The 16,137-nt window shown below is 34.0% G+C and carries 18 protein-coding genes and 2 tRNA genes; 14 read left to right on the forward strand and 6 right to left on the reverse strand.

What is annotated here, in order from left to right; genetic code table 11:
* Nucleotide 1: 1 nt before the first annotated feature.
* The gene (gene tgt, locus Q0893_RS14980) at nucleotides 2-1,132 is read right to left on the reverse strand and encodes a tRNA guanosine(34) transglycosylase Tgt (RefSeq protein ID WP_298903515.1); all 1,131 of its coding nucleotides are present in this window, start codon (nucleotides 1,130-1,132) and stop codon (nucleotides 2-4) included.
* Nucleotides 1,133-1,356: 224 nt separating this feature from the next.
* On the opposite strand from tgt, the gene Q0893_RS14985 reads away from it, so the two are divergent.
* From Q0893_RS14985 to Q0893_RS15000, 4 genes are all read left to right on the forward strand, one after another.
* On the forward strand, nucleotides 1,357-2,202 hold the full coding sequence (locus Q0893_RS14985) for a transketolase (RefSeq protein WP_299277136.1): 846 nt from the start codon (nucleotides 1,357-1,359) through the stop codon (nucleotides 2,200-2,202).
* A 1-nt stretch (nucleotide 2,203) separates the two neighbouring features.
* Nucleotides 2,204-2,911, forward strand: a complete 708-nt coding sequence (locus tag Q0893_RS14990; RefSeq protein WP_299277139.1) for a hypothetical protein — start codon at nucleotides 2,204-2,206, stop codon at nucleotides 2,909-2,911.
* Complete coding sequence (locus Q0893_RS14995) at nucleotides 2,908-3,861, forward strand: transketolase C-terminal domain-containing protein (RefSeq protein ID WP_299277142.1); 954 nt, start codon at nucleotides 2,908-2,910, stop codon at nucleotides 3,859-3,861. Before Q0893_RS14990 ends, Q0893_RS14995 begins: the two co-directional genes overlap by 4 nt.
* Before the next feature lie 61 nt (nucleotides 3,862-3,922).
* On the forward strand, nucleotides 3,923-4,513 hold the full coding sequence (locus Q0893_RS15000) for an outer membrane beta-barrel protein (protein WP_298903519.1): 591 nt from the start codon (nucleotides 3,923-3,925) through the stop codon (nucleotides 4,511-4,513).
* A gap of 72 nt (nucleotides 4,514-4,585) precedes the next feature.
* On the opposite strand, the gene Q0893_RS15005 is transcribed toward Q0893_RS15000, so the two are convergent.
* On the reverse strand, nucleotides 4,586-5,530 hold the full coding sequence (locus Q0893_RS15005; protein WP_298903520.1) for an FKBP-type peptidyl-prolyl cis-trans isomerase: 945 nt from the start codon (nucleotides 5,528-5,530) through the stop codon (nucleotides 4,586-4,588).
* Nucleotides 5,531-5,652: 122 nt separating this feature from the next.
* Here Q0893_RS15005 and Q0893_RS15010 point away from each other — a divergent pair, with 122 nt between their 5' ends.
* Nucleotides 5,653-6,039, forward strand: a complete 387-nt coding sequence (locus Q0893_RS15010) for a S4 domain-containing protein (protein WP_298903521.1) — start codon at nucleotides 5,653-5,655, stop codon at nucleotides 6,037-6,039.
* 50 nt (nucleotides 6,040-6,089) lie between these two features.
* A complete protein-coding gene (locus Q0893_RS15015) occupies nucleotides 6,090-6,593 on the forward strand; it encodes a phosphoribosyltransferase family protein (protein WP_298903522.1) in 504 nt (167 codons plus the stop codon).
* Here Q0893_RS15015 and Q0893_RS15020 read toward each other — a convergent pair.
* Nucleotides 6,585-7,103, reverse strand: coding sequence for a shikimate kinase (locus Q0893_RS15020; protein ID WP_299277147.1), 519 nt, complete (start codon nucleotides 7,101-7,103; stop codon nucleotides 6,585-6,587). The two genes, Q0893_RS15015 and Q0893_RS15020, sit on opposite strands and share 9 nt — an antisense overlap.
* A 129-nt stretch (nucleotides 7,104-7,232) precedes the next feature.
* Here Q0893_RS15020 and Q0893_RS15025 point away from each other — a divergent pair.
* From Q0893_RS15025 to Q0893_RS15035, 3 genes are all read left to right on the forward strand, one after another.
* A tRNA-Lys gene (locus Q0893_RS15025) sits at nucleotides 7,233-7,305 on the forward strand.
* Nucleotides 7,306-7,781: 476 nt separating this feature from the next.
* A complete protein-coding gene (locus Q0893_RS15030) occupies nucleotides 7,782-9,212 on the forward strand; it encodes a M57 family metalloprotease (protein WP_299277150.1) in 1,431 nt (476 codons plus the stop codon).
* Between the two features lie 164 nt (nucleotides 9,213-9,376).
* Nucleotides 9,377-9,463, forward strand: a tRNA-Leu gene (locus tag Q0893_RS15035).
* A gap of 48 nt (nucleotides 9,464-9,511) precedes the next feature.
* Here the strand turns inward: Q0893_RS15035 and Q0893_RS15040 are convergent.
* Nucleotides 9,512-9,925, reverse strand: coding sequence for a hypothetical protein (locus Q0893_RS15040; RefSeq protein WP_298903525.1), 414 nt, complete (start codon nucleotides 9,923-9,925; stop codon nucleotides 9,512-9,514).
* Between the two features lie 14 nt (nucleotides 9,926-9,939).
* Nucleotides 9,940-10,464, reverse strand: coding sequence for a DUF4269 domain-containing protein (locus Q0893_RS15045; protein ID WP_299277154.1), 525 nt, complete (start codon nucleotides 10,462-10,464; stop codon nucleotides 9,940-9,942).
* Nucleotides 10,465-10,664: 200 nt separating this feature from the next.
* Between Q0893_RS15045 and Q0893_RS15050 the strand changes: the two genes are divergently transcribed.
* From Q0893_RS15050 to Q0893_RS15070, 5 genes are read left to right on the forward strand one after another with little or no spacing between them, the layout of a single operon-like run.
* Entirely contained in the window at nucleotides 10,665-11,564 is a 900-nt protein-coding gene (locus tag Q0893_RS15050) for a MerR family transcriptional regulator (protein ID WP_299277157.1), read from the forward strand.
* Between the two features lie 54 nt (nucleotides 11,565-11,618).
* A complete protein-coding gene (locus tag Q0893_RS15055; RefSeq protein WP_298903528.1) occupies nucleotides 11,619-13,085 on the forward strand; it encodes an NAD(P)/FAD-dependent oxidoreductase in 1,467 nt (488 codons plus the stop codon).
* Nucleotides 13,086-13,087: 2 nt separating this feature from the next.
* Complete coding sequence (locus Q0893_RS15060; RefSeq protein ID WP_298903529.1) at nucleotides 13,088-13,927, forward strand: phytoene/squalene synthase family protein; 840 nt, start codon at nucleotides 13,088-13,090, stop codon at nucleotides 13,925-13,927.
* Between the two features lie 4 nt (nucleotides 13,928-13,931).
* Nucleotides 13,932-14,381: a sterol desaturase family protein gene (locus Q0893_RS15065; RefSeq protein WP_298903530.1), complete on the forward strand. Its 450-nt coding sequence runs from the start codon at nucleotides 13,932-13,934 to the stop codon at nucleotides 14,379-14,381.
* A gap of 15 nt (nucleotides 14,382-14,396) precedes the next feature.
* Nucleotides 14,397-15,545, forward strand: coding sequence for a lycopene cyclase family protein (locus Q0893_RS15070; protein ID WP_298903531.1), 1,149 nt, complete (start codon nucleotides 14,397-14,399; stop codon nucleotides 15,543-15,545).
* Here the strand turns inward: Q0893_RS15070 and Q0893_RS15075 are convergent.
* Nucleotides 15,532-16,110: a TlpA disulfide reductase family protein gene (locus tag Q0893_RS15075; protein ID WP_299277165.1), complete on the reverse strand. Its 579-nt coding sequence runs from the start codon at nucleotides 16,108-16,110 to the stop codon at nucleotides 15,532-15,534. The two genes, Q0893_RS15070 and Q0893_RS15075, sit on opposite strands and share 14 nt — an antisense overlap.
* Nucleotides 16,111-16,137: the final 27 nt, after the last annotated feature.

The raw sequence follows: 16,137 nt of genomic DNA on the forward strand, positions 1-16,137 counted from the left end.
ACTATAAACGGTTATCCATTTGTTTTACCATTTTATCTTTCCATGTTCTAAAATCTCCTGCTAAGATATGTTTTCTAGCTTCTCTTACCAACCATAAATAAAATCCTAAATTGTGAATTGTAGCAATTTGCTTCCCTAGCAATTCATTAACTGTAAATAGGTGTCTCAAATATGCCTTAGAGTATTCGGTATCCACAAAAGTAATTCCCATCTCATCTATTGGAGAAAAATCATCTGCCCATTTTAGGTTTTTAATATTAATGGTTCCATAGGCCGTAAACAGCATACCATTTCTTGCATTTCTGGTTGGCATAACACAATCAAACATATCAACACCTAAAGCGATATTCTCCAAAATATTTATTGGGGTTCCTACACCCATCAAATACCTTGGTTTCTCCCATGGAAGAATATCACATACAACATCTGTCATGGCATACATCTCTTCTGCTGGTTCACCAACAGATAAGCCTCCAATTGCGTTTCCTTGGGCACCAGCATTAGCAATATACTCTGCAGATTGCTGGCGTAAATCTTTATATGTACTACCTTGAACTATTGGAAAAAACGTTTGTTCATAATCATATTTAAAAGGTGTTTTATCCAAATGTGTCAAACAACGTTCTAGCCACCTATGTGTCATATGCATTGAACGCTTGGCGTAATTATAGTCACACGGATAAGGTGTACATTCATCAAATGCCATAATGATATCGGCACCTATACTTCGCTGTATTTCCATCACGTTTTCAGGTGTAAACACATGATAACTTCCGTCAATATGTGATTTAAACTTAACACCTTCTTCTTTGATTTTTCGGTTTGCCGACAACGAATACACTTGATAACCACCAGAATCTGTTAAAATATTTCTATCCCAGTTCATAAATTTATGCAGGCCACCAGCCTTTTCTAAAATTGGTGTTTGAGGCCTTAAGTATAAATGGTAGGTATTCCCTAAAATAATATCAGGATTGATATCATTTTTAAGTTCTCGTTGGTGCACACCTTTTACAGATGCAACAGTCCCAACTGGCATAAATATAGGCGTTTCAATTTGGCCATGATCTGTTGTAATCACACCTGCCCTAGCCTTACTTTGAGAATCGCTTGCTTTTAATTCAAATTTCATATAAAAATGGTCATCAGTGGGCAAAGATAATTATATCGATGTATTAAGGTCTTAAACATTTAATAAAATTATACTCAGCATAGCTCAAAACATAGAATCAAAATTTTGAATCTCATTTAAATTGTTAGCAACTGATTAAAATCGTTAATAAGTGACTCCTTTCTATTTTTGATTAGCCTTTCGAAAACTTTATTTTTGAGCCTTAAATAACTTACTCTATTTATATGCCAAACACACAACAATTACAAGACTTAACAATTCAAGTTCGTAGAGACATTTTACGAATGGTTCACAAAGTAAATTCTGGGCATCCAGGAGGTTCATTAGGCTGCGCCGAATTTTTTGTAAGCCTATACCAGGACATCATGGACCGAAATGACGGCTTTGATATGAACGGCATTGGTGAAGATCTTTTCTTCCTATCCAATGGCCATATTTCTCCAGTATTTTATAGTGTTCTAGCACGTTCTGGTTATTTCCCAGTAAATGAATTAAATACATTCAGACTTATAGATTCTAGACTACAAGGTCATCCTACAACGCATGAAGGTTTGCCTGGTGTTAGAGTCGCTTCCGGATCACTAGGACAAGGATTTAGTGTTGCTTTAGGTGCTGCCGAAGCAAAAAAATTAAACAATGATAAACACCTAGTCTATAGTTTGCATGGTGATGGCGAATTACAAGAAGGTCAAAACTGGGAAGGTATCATGTACGCTGCTGCCAACAATGTAGATAATATTATTTCTACTATTGATTTGAATGGTCAACAAATTGATGGTTCTACAGATGATGTTTTACCAATGGGAAGTGTTAGAGCTAAATTTGAAGCCTTTGGTTGGACTGTAGTTGATATTGAACAAGGTAATAATATCGATGCTATCTTAGAAGGGATGGCTAAAGCCAAATCACTAACTAGAAAAGGAAAACCTGTTTGTGTTTTATTAAAAACCGTAATGGGTAATGGCGTTGATTTTATGATGCATACGCACGCATGGCATGGTAAAGCTCCCAATGATGAGCAATTAGCTATTGGATTAGCTCAAAACCCAGAAACCTTAGGTGATTATTAAGATGAAAAAACTATTAACAATACTCGTCATTTTCTCAATTGCATGTTGCTATGCTCAAGAGAAAACAATTACCATAGATTATACTGTTGAATATCTTGCTCCAAACAAACGTAAAGGTACTAATGATACCATTACTGTTGGATTTGAAAAAAATGGTAAATACATATGGACAAACAGTAAAAGTCTTGCGAGAGACCTTGGCAAATCTATGTTTAGAAGAAATGCTGAAATGTTGGAAAACGCAGAGTTAGCTATCATTTATGACACCGAAAAAGCAGCACTCATGATGTGTTTTCAGTCTGGAGAAAATGAACTTTTTATGAATTTTGAACTTTCGGCTTTAGTGCCGATGCCTTTTCCTTCTGAAGACGAAGAAGAATTCGAGTTAATTTCGGAAAACACTCAGGAAACCATAAACATCGCAGATAGAAAAGCAACGGTTTATGATGTTTATCCTTCACATAAAAATTCTGAGAAGATCTCTGTTGCTTTTGATGACAGTTTGAAAGTAAAAAACAGTCAGTTATTCAAAAAGATCTTCGAACTAATGTTTGCTTCTAAAAACAATGCAAATCTGTTAGGTTTTAATATTCCAGACGGGCTTATCATGCAAGTAGCAAGCGATGAAGAAACCATGATCAAAGCACATAAAGTAGATACAACGCAAAAAACAATCAACATTAATTACAGTTTCAAAATCAAAGAATGAAAACATATACAAACACAGGAAATAAAGACACACGCTCAGGTTTTGGAGCTGGATTAACAGAATTAGGTAAAACCAATGAAAATGTTGTTGCACTTTGTGCCGACTTGATTGGGTCTTTAAAAATGGATGAATTCAAAGCAAATCATCCTGAACGCTTTTACCAAGTAGGAATTGCAGAGGCCAATATGATTGGTTTAGCTGCAGGTATGACTATTGGTGGAAAAATTCCATTTACAGGAACTTTTGCTAATTTTTCTACTGGTCGTGTTTATGATCAAATTAGACAAAGTGTAGCGTATTCTGATAAAAATGTAAAAATCTGTGCATCTCATGCCGGATTAACACTTGGTGAAGATGGGGCTACACATCAAATCCTAGAGGATATTGGTTTGATGAAAATGTTACCAGGAATGACGGTTATTAATACCTGTGATTACAATCAAACAAAAGCTGCAACCATTGCCATTGCTGAACATCATGGCCCTGTATATTTACGATTTGGCAGACCTAAAGTAGCCAACTTTACGCCAGAAGATCAAACCTTCGAAATTGGTAAAGCAGTTCAATTAACCGAAGGAAATGATGTTACCATTGTTGCTACTGGTCATTTAGTTTGGGAAGCGCTAGAAGCTGCAAAAACTTTAAATGAAAACGGAATTTCTGCTGAAGTCATTAATATTCACACTATAAAACCTTTGGATGAAAAGGCAATTTTAGATTCTGTTGCTAAAACTAAATGTATTGTTACTGCAGAAGAACATAATTATTTAGGAGGTCTAGGTGAAAGTGTAGCTAGAGTGCTAACAAAACACCAACCAGCACCTCAAGAATTTGTGGCAACTAATGATACTTTTGGCGAATCTGGAACGCCAGCTCAGCTTATGGAAAAGTATGGTTTGAATGCAAATGCTATTGTAAAAGCAACCGAAACAGTCTTAAAGAGAAAGTAATATTTTTCGTTTGGCAACGTTTTTGATACTATACATCAAAATCACAAAAAACGAATATATTATGAAGAAATTGATTATTAGCACGTTTTTATTAACGTTATTTTGTTTAGGCGCTTATGCGCAAACAGGAAGTGCATTTGGTATTAAAGGTGGATTAAACTACAATGCCAATGGCGATTATTTTGAGTCTATAGGCGAAAATGCCCAAAATCCAGATCGTAATATTGGTTATCATATTGGAGTCTTCGGAAAGCTAGGTAACAAGCTCTATTTTAGACCAGAACTTATGTATACAAGCACAAAGAGTGATTATAACGATGATTCTTTTGACATGAAAAAACTTGATGCGCCACTCTTAGTTGGCCTGAAGGTTATTGGGCCTGTAAGTGTATTTGGTGGTCCATCATTACAATACATTCTCGATACCGAATTTGATGGTATTAGTGTGGATAATATAGAAAATGATTTCTCTATAGGATTGAATTTCGGTATTGGATTAAGTCTCAATAAAATTGGTATCGATTTACGATATGAGCGTGGCTTTAATGATAATGAAGCAAACTTTATTGGTAACAATTTAGGTGAAGGCGTTGTAAGTAGAATTGACACAAGACCAGATCAGCTTATTTTAAGTTTATCAATTGCATTATAAAAGAGACCCGTTAAAAAACGAAAAAGACGCCTAATGGCGTCTTTTTTTTATTGCTGTACTGAAGTTTCCCTTTTAAGAATCTTCATTTGTTTCTGTAGAGTCTGCATCTAAATAATTAGGAATCCCATCACCATCAGTATCATCATTAGTAGGATCTCCATCATTATTAATATCTTCGTTTGTAGTTAACACACCGTCACCATCATCATCTGCATCAAAGAAATTAGGCACGCCATCACCATCTGTATCATCATCATTAGCATTCATATTTTCATTTAAATCTTCTAGTTGAGAAGGTACACCATCATTGTCATGGTCATTAGCCTCTGCTCTATACAATTCAAACTTAAAAATAAGATTAGAATACACAGGTACACCAAAAGGAGGTGTTGAGAAATACGCTAACCCAGAAGGTAAAAACATAACGCCAAAACCATAATCGCTATATTGTACGGTACCATCAGGATTAATAGTAAAAGAATCTGCCGTATTAAATTTTGTTAGCACGTTTCTCCAACCTTCAATAAGTCCTAACATATCAAAGGCAAAGTTTGGATTAACAGAACTATCAAACACCGTTCCATCCATTAAATTTCCAGAGTACACAAACTCTGCTAAATCACTAAAATTAGGGCTATAATCACTTCCTCCCTGATTTAACTTTAATATGTAATATTCATATTCGGTTTCCAAAAATGTCGTTGTGTACGTCTCAACAGCATCAATTAATAGGGTATTATCATCTGGATCTGGAAGTGGCAAATAATTACCATCATCATCTTGAGGTAACTCTGTAATTATAATGTCATCCATAGAATAGTCTCCAGGAGTTTCAAATAAGGATGAGTTGTAATAATGCGTTTCGAAATAATCTATTAAAGAGTCGTTATCAACAACTTGCTGTTCGGTTCTATCATTATCTGGGACAGGTACAAAATCTGGATCATCTGGCTTACAGGCAAAAAAAGATAATGCTGAAAGCGCGATAACCGCTGCTACATTTTTTAATTTCATCATGATTAAATTTTTCTTTATTCAAATAAATTTGAATCGTTCAATATTGCTTATTTTTAACACGCAAGATACAATAATATAATATTTTTGTGCAATACAATTAACGTCAATTTCACAGTTTTAATATGCGAATAGATAAATACCTTTGGTGCATTAGATATTGTAAAACGAGAAGTATTGCCACTAATGCGTGCAAAAAGGGTCATGTCAAGGTAAATGAGCAGGTTGTAAAACCCAGCAGAGAGGTCTACCCAACAGATAAAATAGAGTTTAGAAAAGACCAAATAACATATCAAATTGTTGTTAATGACTTACCTGAAAGTCGCGTTGGTGCAAAACTGGTAGATATTTATAGGACAGACGTTACCCCAAAAGAAGCGTTTGAGGCACAAGAACTCCTCAAATATTCTAAAGATTATTACCGTAAAAAAGGGACTGGACGACCGACGAAAAAGGATCGTAGAGATATTGATGATTTTTATGATACTCCAGAGGAAGATATCCAAAATTAAATCGTTTTAATAACCGAACTCTTTTTATATTTGAAGAAACAAATCAAAGTATGAGTCATACTAAAAACATCATCTTAAATCATCAGGAAATCCAGCATAAAATAAAACGTATTGCTTACCAGATTTATGAAAGCAATGTTTATGAAGAAGACATTATTTTGGCTGGAATTGAAAATAACGGCTACATATTAGCGAAAAAGCTAAAACAAACGCTTGAAAAAATTTCAGATTTAAATCCCATACTTTGTAAAGTTACCATTGATAAAAAGCAACCTTTATCTGAGATTAAAACCTCTTTAAAGGCTGAAGAATACACCAATAAGTCTGTTGTTTTGGTAGACGACGTCTTAAACTCAGGTAGTACTTTAATTTATGGTGTAAAACATTTTTTAGATGTACCGCTTAAGCAATTTAAAACGGCTGTTTTGGTAAATAGAAATCATAAGAAGTTTCCTGTAAAAGCCGATTTTAAAGGCATCTCATTGTCGACGTCATTACACGAACATGTTGAGATTATTTTATCTGGCAAGCAGCATGAGGCCTATTTAGAATAGTTGGGCTATTAATTCTCCTACAACTTCGTCTACGTCTTTAGCGTCTGTTTTTATTGTTATATGCGCTTGCTCATAAAATGGCGCGCGTTCAAATAGATGCTTTCCTATAAATTCGTTTAAATTATCTTTAGACGTAATATGTGCAATTAATGGTCGTTGTGCTTTTTCAGAAAACAAACGATCAGATAAGCTTGGTATTAAAGCCTTAAGGTAAATGGTTTGCGCGTTGTTTGCATCTAAAAGTTTAGCCATATTATTTCCATAACAAGGTGTTCCTCCTCCTAAAGACACAACAGTATGCGATGTTGCAAGAACATCATCTAAGTATTTATGTTCGGCTTTCCTGAAATAAATTTCACCTTTAGCATCAAAAATGTTGGAAATAGTAGATTCTTCCTTACTTTCTATAAAAGCATCAAAATCTATAAAATCGTAGTTTAAAACTTCTGCTAGTTTTTGACCAATTACTGATTTTCCAGAGCCCATATATCCAACTAAAAACAATGTCATTTTTTCGTTATAAATTGATTATTAAAAACATAAGATAATTAATCACAAAAAAACGAAAAAATATCTAAAAATTGGTTTGGAATATTAATTAATCGTTTTATATTTGCACCCTCGTTAGAGAAACTTATTGACTTGGTAGCTCAGTTGGTAGAGCATCTCCCTTTTAAGGAGAGGGTCCTGGGTTCGAGCCCCAGCCAAGTCACTTAAAAAGCCTAAGCATTTGATACTTAGGCTTTTTTTATGCAATCAATTGAGTAGTAATCTTTGGTGTTTATCCCTTTTAAAAAAAGGGGTTTTGGCTCTACCCTACTTTCTTATTTTACCAGATATTTGTTTTGATATTAATCTTAACTTGTACTTAGAATGAGCAGCTATAGAGAAAAACTAGCCGATAAAATACGCGATGGTTATAGTTGCAGGACTTTATTCTGGACCTATTTCATAATTATAGGTCTCATTTTAGGGATTATTTTATACGCATTTTTTAGCTCTCGATAACGCCTATATATTCTTGTTGACATTAAACACCTACGCACTTCCTTTTTTTATATGGCAAATACATGTCATTCATGCGATTTAAAAAAAAATAATTAATCCGATTTGATTTGGGTAACATTTTTATTCGTCTCGGAACTTTCAGGTAGTACTACTATTATTAAACCATAAAAATTAACTCGTATGAAAACAAAAAAATTAAAAAAACTAGCACTATTAACGCTAAGCATGACTTGTCTGTTAAGCTTTCAGAATTGTTCTGAAGACAATATAGTGGAAGAACAAGAGAATTTAAACAGAAACGCTGTTATTGACAAACTACTTGAAAAAGGTTACGCTCTAGAAACTATTGTTGAGCTTGACAATTTCTTCTTAGTTGGAGGCGATTTAATGTTCTCTAAAGACATTAAAGACTATGCAGAGCAAGATGATCATTTAGACAGACACGCGCATACTAATAATTTAGTGTCTCAGGCTAATGTAACTTCAATGACTGTATTTGTAGACAACTCTATTCCGCAATTAGGGCCTGATAATTGGCGAACTGAAATTAACCAAGCCATGGATGATTGGAGCAACATTCAGGATAACTGTATCAACTTTACCTTAACTACCAATCCAAATGCTGATATCGTTGTAAGAAGTGATAACAATTCACTTCCGAACAATGTAATTGCTTCTGCTGGATTTCCAAATGCAAATCAACCTCACAATGAAATATTGATTAATCTAAATTTTGACGGTAATACTACAGTTAGTACTGGACAAAAGCGCTATAATATGGTTCATGAATTTGGACATTGTATTGGTTTTAGACATACAAATTGGGATGCAAGAGGTGAAGGCGTTGGCCCTGTTGGTGCTAACCTTATACCAGGCACACCAGCTCAAGATCCTAACTCTGTAATGAATGGAGGAACAGCGAACTTCACATGGAATGGCTTTTCTAGTTTTGATATTATTGCTGCCGACTTTTTATATGGTGGTTGCGCTGCTCCTAGCTTTACAATTTCTGGAGCAGAATATGCATGTAGATTTGACAACCTCACGTTTACAATAAACGGAATGGCACCATCAGTATCATCATGGACACACTCTCCAAACTTACAATTCGTTAGTAGCAATGCTACGTCGCTTACTGTAAGTGTTCCTAGTGATAGTCGCGCTAGCGGATTTATAACGGCAAATTTCAGTGATGGAACAAGTGTAACCAAAGACATCTGGGTTGGAAAACCACAATCTCCAGCGAGTATTAGTGGACCATCAACAGTAAACACAGGTGCTTTAGTTAATTATAATGCTGGTATTTCTCAAGGTGCCGAAGATTATGTATGGTGGTTACCTTATCCTTTTGATGTATCTAACCCTATCGACTATTTTTCTCAAAACTGGCAAATGCAACCAACAGATCATAGAAACCTAACAGCAATGACTGGCTATGGTCAAAACGCTGGTTATGTTCAAGTTATGGGTAATAATCCTTGTGGAAGAGGAGGCGCTAAAATTATCTACGTGACACACGCTACTAGTGGTGGCGGTGGCGGCGGTGGTGGTAATCCTAAAGACGGCGGAGGTATTCCTAGACAAGCTGAGAAACCTGTAAAAAAAGGGTAAACCATTTAGCACACTATTTATAAATTATCAAGGGTTAGACTTTAATTGGTCTAATCCTTTCTCCTTTATATACTTATAGTAATTATGATTTAAAGGTAATTTATGTGCACAGTAAATTATGTTTTCTATATCCTTTTTTATAGCTTTGCCGCAGCTTAAAAAATGCGCACGTGGCGGAATTGGTAGACGCGCTAGCTTGAGGGGTTAGTGGACATTAGTCCGTGGAAGTTCGAGTCTTCTCGTGCGCACCATAAAATCGAAAAAAGATGCTTGACTTATGTTTAGCATCTTTTTTTATTTTAATCGAAAGGATGTAAGTCTGGTTCTAGAAATTCGGTCTTTGCTTTATCAGATTTAAAAATATCATAACTGTAATGACGCCCTATCAAACCTTTAAAATTGGTCTTTAACTGAGGGGTTTCAGCAATAAAACTTTTAAAATCACGTGTTTTAGATCGTTTCATAAAATGGTAAACAGCCTTTATAGCCACAACCGTTACTGTTGTATGGTACTTATCTTTTGCACCAACATGTGCTACAAAATTTTGTAACTGATTTTGAATCGTTTCTTCGGCTTTTATGAGTCCGAGATTATTAATATGAATCCAAGCCAATCGCAAATGTGCTTCATGACTAAATAATCCAGGATCTAACTTACAAGTTTCGAATTGGCGATTAAATTCTTCATCAGAAAATTGATAATGTTCTTCCATTCTATTTCATAATATTAAATCTCAACTTTTAACAAGGCCTTATAAGGATCTCCTTTTAATCCTAATAATTTAGCAAAGGCTGGTTCGGTTTTATAACCTTCTTTTTTTAGTGCAATAATCTTATCTCTAAACGCTAAACCTTTTGTCTTTAAAATCTTATACTCAATAATCATATGCTTATAAGCGTTTTGCTGTAATACGGGTTTGTTCTGTGCGAAAATTTCAATTTTAAAGGACTCCTCCTGAAATTTAACAACAGTAGACTCTATGCCATCATAATAATCTGTTTGCTTTTGAAATCCTTTTTTATCTCCATATAAACTACTTATATTTAATGAGAACTCTTGATGATCTTCACATTGACAAATAATATCTAAGTCGCTACTTGGTATATCAATTTCTATTGGAATTGTTCCCGACAACACAGGATTATATTGGCTGAGCCTCTCTAAAATTTTCAATGCCTTTAACACCTTATAAGCATTTTGTTGCCTAGGATTACCAGTAATTAAGTATTCTATGTTTGCAAACCAATCCATAATTTTAGAGTTCGTTTACCATTGAAGACAAACAAACTATTCATCTTTATGATGATAAGGTAAAAAATAGTAAAACTATAAAAGTCGAATAATAAAGTCCAAATATGATGCATTGTTAACAGTTATATCATTAAAAAAAGTATAAATCTGAGTTCTGTATTAAAAAAAGTTTATTTTTGTTTAACCTTTTTAAACTAAAAATGAACAACATTAAGAGTACATTTAGTATCAAAGATCTCGAGAATCTTACTGGCATAAAGGCACATACCATTCGGATTTGGGAAAAGCGCTATAACCTGTTACAGCCCGAGAGAACAGACACTAATATTAGATGCTATAGCTTAGGAAATCTTCAAAAACTGCTTAACATCAGTTATTTAAACAATAATGGCTATAAGATTTCTAAAATAGCATCTTTAGATAGTATGGACATTCCCAATTTGGTGAAAGAAGTTGCTCAAAACGACCAAACAAACAACCACGCTATTGATACCTTTAAGTTAGCGATGCTCAACTTTGATCAAAAACTTTTTTATGATACCTATGAAGGTTTAGAAAAAGAGAAGACATTTATTGAGATTTTTTATCAAGACTTTATGCCCTTGCTATCCCAAATAGGTGTGCTTTGGCAAACAGATACTATTACACCTGCTCATGAGCACTTTTTAACCTCATTAATAAGACAAAAGATCTTAATTAATACTGAAAAAATACAGTCTAAAAACCAAGTAGATACCAATAAAGTTTTTGTATTATACCTTCCTGATAATGAAGTTCATGAATTAGGTCTAATGATTATAAATCATGAAATCATTGCCAAAGGACACCAATCTATTTTCTTAGGACAAAGTGTGCCACTTCATAGCCTTAAAGATATACTGGGCTATTACGATGACATTACCTTCGTTTCTTATTTTACAGTAAAGCCCGAAAAGGAAGGCCTTAAGAAATATCTAAATGACTTTTCAGATCATTTATTAACTAAAACATCTGTGAGGCTTTGGATTATTGGCAGAATGCTCAATGATATAGACAGAAATCAACTACCAAATCAAATTTCGCCTTTTGATACTATCGAAAGTTTGGTTAAAAATTTATAAAAAACACATAATTAAAGTTAATTTTGTTTAACTTTTTATTAAATTTGTTAAACAATGAATAAAAGCATCTCCATAATTGGTTCTGGTTTTTCTGCTCTTGCGGCTTCTTGTTATTTAGCGCGAGATGGATACAATGTTACAATCTTTGAGAAAAACGAAACTATTGGTGGTAGAGCTAGGCAACTTCATAAAGACGGGTTTACCTTCGATATTGGACCAACTTGGTATTGGATGCCTGATGTTTTTGAACGATTTTTTGCAGATTTCGAAACGACTCCTGAAACCTATTATACCCTAGAGAAATTAAATCCTGCTTACAGTGTCTATTATGGAAAAGATGATTTCATAACGATCGAGGATACTTTAGATAAAATATGCGCTGCCTTTGAGCGAGAGGAAAAAGGAAGTTCTAAAAAATTAATGTCCTTTATTGACACCGCCCAAAACAACTACGAAGTGGCGATAAAAGATCTTGTATATAGACCAGGCGTTTCCCCTTTTGAACTGGTGACACCAGTCACTATGAGAAAAATTGGTCAATTTTTTAGCACTATAAAAAAAGATGTTAGGAAAGAATTTAAAAACGACAGACTGGCCAAAATTCTTGAGTTCCCTGTACTGTTTTTAGGCGCCAAACCAGATAATACACCCTCATTTTATAGCTTCATGAATTATGCCGATTTCGGTATAGGTACCTTTCACCCAAAAGGTGGTATGTATCAAGTTATAATGGCAATGGAATCATTAGCAAAACAGCTTGGTGTGGTTATAAAAACAAACCAACCAATAGATAAGATTGTCGTTAATAAAGGAAAAGCAACTGGAATTGTTTCCAACGGAACGAGCTATGATAGTGATATTATTTTGAGTGGTGCAGATTATTATCATACCGAAACACTTTTAGATGCGAAATACGTTCAATATTCTAAAAGCTATTGGGAGAAAAAAACCTTTGCTCCTTCTTCCCTATTATTCTATGTAGGCTTTGATAAAAAGTTAAAAAATGTAAATCACCATACGTTGTTTTTTGATGTAGATTTCGAGAGACATGCCAAAGCTATTTACGACGCACCAAAATGGCCAGAACAACCATTATTTTATGCAAGTTTCCCCTCAATAACCGATAATAATATAGCTCCGCAAGGAAATGAGGCCGGAATTTTTTTAATCCCGCTAGCCCCAGGCTTAGAAGATTCTAATGATCTTAGAGAGGCCTATTTTGAAAAAATAATAGATCGTTTTGAGGATTTAACATCACAACGCGTTAAAAAAAATATTATATTTAAAGAGTCCTTTTGCGTCAACGATTTTATAAACGACTATAATTCGTATAAAGGAAATGCCTATGGAATGGCAAATACGCTCTTACAAACTGCATTTTTAAGACCCAAATTGAAAAGTAAAAAGGTAAATAATCTATACTTCACAGGACAATTAACGGTTCCAGGACCAGGAGTTCCTCCCTCACTAATTTCAGGCAAATTAGTGTCAGAACTCATTAAAAAACACCACAGTAACTAATTATGAAAGCTATTTTTGATACCGTTTCAAACCAATGCAGTAAAACTGTTACTAAGTCGTACAGCACCTCTTTTTCATTAGCAACAAAAATGTTATCCAATACAATTCGTCAGGATATTTATAACATCTATGGGTTTGTGCGATTTGCAGATGAAATTGTTGATACCTTTCATGACTACAATAAAGAGTTATTATTTAATAATTTTTCGACTGATTTAGAACTAGCACTCGAACATAAAATAAGTTTAAACCCTATTCTAAATTCATTTCAACACACTTACCATAAATATAATATTGACAAAGACCTTGTTGACGCTTTTATGAAAAGTATGCGATTAGACTTATACAAACAAAACTACTTAACCAATGATGAATATAAAGATTACATCTATGGTTCTGCCGATGTTGTTGGACTCATGTGTTTAAAAGTGTTTGTTAAAGGAGATCGAAACAAATACAATGCATTAAAAGATGCGGCGATGAGTTTAGGGTCTGCCTTTCAAAAAGTCAATTTCTTGAGGGATTTAAAAGCCGATTTTGAAGATTTAAACAGAACGTATTTCCCTAACACAGATCTTAGTCAGCTAGATGAAATTTCAAAGCAAACCATTATTGATGATATTCAAAAAGATTTTGCTAAAGGATTACAAGGCATTAAAAAATTACCAATTGAAGCAAAGTTTGGGGTATTTATGGCCTATCGTTATTATAGCCAATTACTTAAAAAACTTAAAAAAACACCTGCCTTAGAAATCAAATCAACTAGAATTAGAGTTCCTAACTATAAAAAGTTTGAACTCCTTACTAGAAGCTATGTCAAATATCAATTAAATTTAATGTAATCGTATGCAGACAGTATTTTGGATTCTCATTTTTTTAGGCGTTTTCTGTACGATGGAATTTATGGCGTGGTTTACACATAAATACGTGATGCATGGTTTTTTATGGAGCCTACACAAAGACCATCATCATAAAGACCACAAAAGTTGGTTTGAAAGAAATGATGCTTTTTTTATATTCTATGCAGCGGTAAGCATGGGTTGTTTTTATCTTTGGAGTTATGAAGCTGTTTGGTTTTGCTTGCCCATCGGATTAGGAATTATGGCTTATGGAGCCACATACTTTCTGGTACATGACATTTTTATTCATCAGCGTTTTAAGTTATTTAGAAATGCAAATAATTGGTATGCAAAAGGAGTGCGTCGCGCTCACAAAATGCATCACAAACATTTAGGAAAGGACGACGGCGAATGCTTTGGGATGTTATTTGTTCCGTTCAAATATTTTAAAAAATAGTAGGCAACATAATTTATGACACATCGTTCCCATTTCGATTATATTATCATAGGAAATGGTCTGGCTGGTTTACAACTGGCTTTAAAATTAGCCTCGGATTCTTACTTCAAAAATCTACAGATTGCCCTTATTGATCCTATTGAAAAAAACACCAACGACAAAACTTGGAGTTTTTGGGATATCGAGCCATCACAATGGAATCATCTTACACACAAGTCATGGACTAATGCATCGATTATCACTTCTAAAAAAAGGATTGATCTTCAGCTTAATCCATATGCTTATAAAACCGTTCGAGCTATTGATTTTTATACAAACGCTTTAACTACTTTAAGAGCACATAAAACTATACATTTCATAAAAGAACGAGTTACCTCCGTTATTGACAATGACAATGTATCAGTCGTAACAAATCGAAACACATACACAGCCTCACATGTATTTGATAGTCGTGTTCCTAATGAATTTACTGAAGCATCTAAGACACGTAATACTTCAATTATTCAACATTTCAAAGGCTGGATGATTTCTACAGAAACCGATACATTTGATGATCAAAACGTAACGATGATGGATTACCGCCTGAAGGATGGAGAGCAAACCACCTTCACCTATATTTTACCATTTTCGAAAAGGGAAGCCTTAATTGAGTTTACATATTTCACAGAACACCTTGTGGATGAACCTATCTACGATTCGTTTTTGAAAACCTATATCAAAACTGTATTAAATATAGATGCTTATACTGTTCTAGAGGAAGAAACTGGACAAATACCTATGACCAGTTATAACTTTTCAAAACACAATACCAATAACATCACAAAAATAGGAACTGGAGGCGGATGGGTTAAAGGATCTACAGGGTATTCTTTAAAGCATACAGAAAAAAAAGTATCTCTATTAATTGAGAATATAAAAAATGGAAAACCTCCATCTCACCAGTTATTTAAAAGGAAACATCGATTTTATGACAAGGTGTTTTTGAAAGTTTTAAAAGATGAAAATCATAAGGGCGAGTGGCTTTTCGAACAATTTTATAGCAAAAATTCGGTGCAGACTATGTTTAAATTTTTGGACGAAGAATCATCACTTTTAGAAGACTTGAAAATAATGTCTTCACTATTTTCTTGGTCATTTATTAAAGCGTTTTTTAAAACGCTTTAAGAGCGTTATCAAGTGTTTCAATAACGTGCTCACTATTCCAATCTGCAGCTCCTGATTTATCAATGATTATTTCCCCACTTCTATTAATAACAAACGTTCTAGGAATAGAGCTAACATCAAACGTTTTTGGGTAATTACTTATAGATTGATAGACGTTAAAGCTATAACCTTCATGAACCATGAATTCGTATAATTTCTCTTTATCCTCATTAGAAACAAACAAAAACACAAGGTCATCATTAGATTTGAAATGTTGATACAATTTTTCTAGACTTGGCATTTCGGCTATGCAAGGTGGACACCAAGTGGCCCAAAAATTAATAACAATCACTTTTCCTTCTGCTGTTTTAAAATCAAATTGGTTTCCATTAATATCTTGTAAAGACCATTTGTAACTAGATAACTTAGTCCTTTCCGAAGCCTCAATAACAGACGGTTTCACAAAAAAAGCTATAGTCTTATTAACCACGACCTGAATAGGCTTACGCGTTTGAGGAATCAACATGAGCGCAATAACAACAAGAATAAGAAGGTTATAAATTTTTGATTTTTTTGATTTCGTCATAATATTAAACATAAGAAACGCACTACC

The sequence above is a fragment of the uncultured Psychroserpens sp. genome (genome assembly GCF_947494225.1).
Taxonomy (GTDB): Bacteria; Bacteroidota; Bacteroidia; order Flavobacteriales; family Flavobacteriaceae; genus Psychroserpens.

Excerpts from the sequence above, each read along its gene's own strand:
- tgt (WP_298903515.1), bottom strand. The coding sequence starts at position 1,132 with ATGAAATTTGAATTAAAAGCAAGCGATTCTCAAAGTAAGGCTAGGGCA.
- Q0893_RS14985 (WP_299277136.1), top strand. The coding sequence starts at position 1,357 with ATGCCAAACACACAACAATTACAAGACTTAACAATTCAAGTTCGTAGA.
- Q0893_RS14990 (WP_299277139.1), top strand. The coding sequence starts at position 2,204 with ATGAAAAAACTATTAACAATACTCGTCATTTTCTCAATTGCATGTTGC.
- Q0893_RS14995 (WP_299277142.1), top strand. The coding sequence starts at position 2,908 with ATGAAAACATATACAAACACAGGAAATAAAGACACACGCTCAGGTTTT.
- Q0893_RS15000 (WP_298903519.1), top strand. The coding sequence starts at position 3,923 with ATGAAGAAATTGATTATTAGCACGTTTTTATTAACGTTATTTTGTTTA.
- Q0893_RS15005 (WP_298903520.1), bottom strand. The coding sequence starts at position 5,530 with ATGATGAAATTAAAAAATGTAGCAGCGGTTATCGCGCTTTCAGCATTA.
- Q0893_RS15010 (WP_298903521.1), top strand. The coding sequence starts at position 5,653 with ATGCGAATAGATAAATACCTTTGGTGCATTAGATATTGTAAAACGAGA.
- Q0893_RS15015 (WP_298903522.1), top strand. The coding sequence starts at position 6,090 with ATGAGTCATACTAAAAACATCATCTTAAATCATCAGGAAATCCAGCAT.
- Q0893_RS15020 (WP_299277147.1), bottom strand. The coding sequence starts at position 7,103 with ATGACATTGTTTTTAGTTGGATATATGGGCTCTGGAAAATCAGTAATT.
- Q0893_RS15030 (WP_299277150.1), top strand. The coding sequence starts at position 7,782 with ATGAAAACAAAAAAATTAAAAAAACTAGCACTATTAACGCTAAGCATG.
- Q0893_RS15040 (WP_298903525.1), bottom strand. The coding sequence starts at position 9,925 with ATGGAAGAACATTATCAATTTTCTGATGAAGAATTTAATCGCCAATTC.
- Q0893_RS15045 (WP_299277154.1), bottom strand. The coding sequence starts at position 10,464 with ATGGATTGGTTTGCAAACATAGAATACTTAATTACTGGTAATCCTAGG.
- Q0893_RS15050 (WP_299277157.1), top strand. The coding sequence starts at position 10,665 with ATGAACAACATTAAGAGTACATTTAGTATCAAAGATCTCGAGAATCTT.
- Q0893_RS15055 (WP_298903528.1), top strand. The coding sequence starts at position 11,619 with ATGAATAAAAGCATCTCCATAATTGGTTCTGGTTTTTCTGCTCTTGCG.
- Q0893_RS15060 (WP_298903529.1), top strand. The coding sequence starts at position 13,088 with ATGAAAGCTATTTTTGATACCGTTTCAAACCAATGCAGTAAAACTGTT.
- Q0893_RS15065 (WP_298903530.1), top strand. The coding sequence starts at position 13,932 with ATGCAGACAGTATTTTGGATTCTCATTTTTTTAGGCGTTTTCTGTACG.
- Q0893_RS15070 (WP_298903531.1), top strand. The coding sequence starts at position 14,397 with ATGACACATCGTTCCCATTTCGATTATATTATCATAGGAAATGGTCTG.
- Q0893_RS15075 (WP_299277165.1), bottom strand. The coding sequence starts at position 16,110 with ATGACGAAATCAAAAAAATCAAAAATTTATAACCTTCTTATTCTTGTT.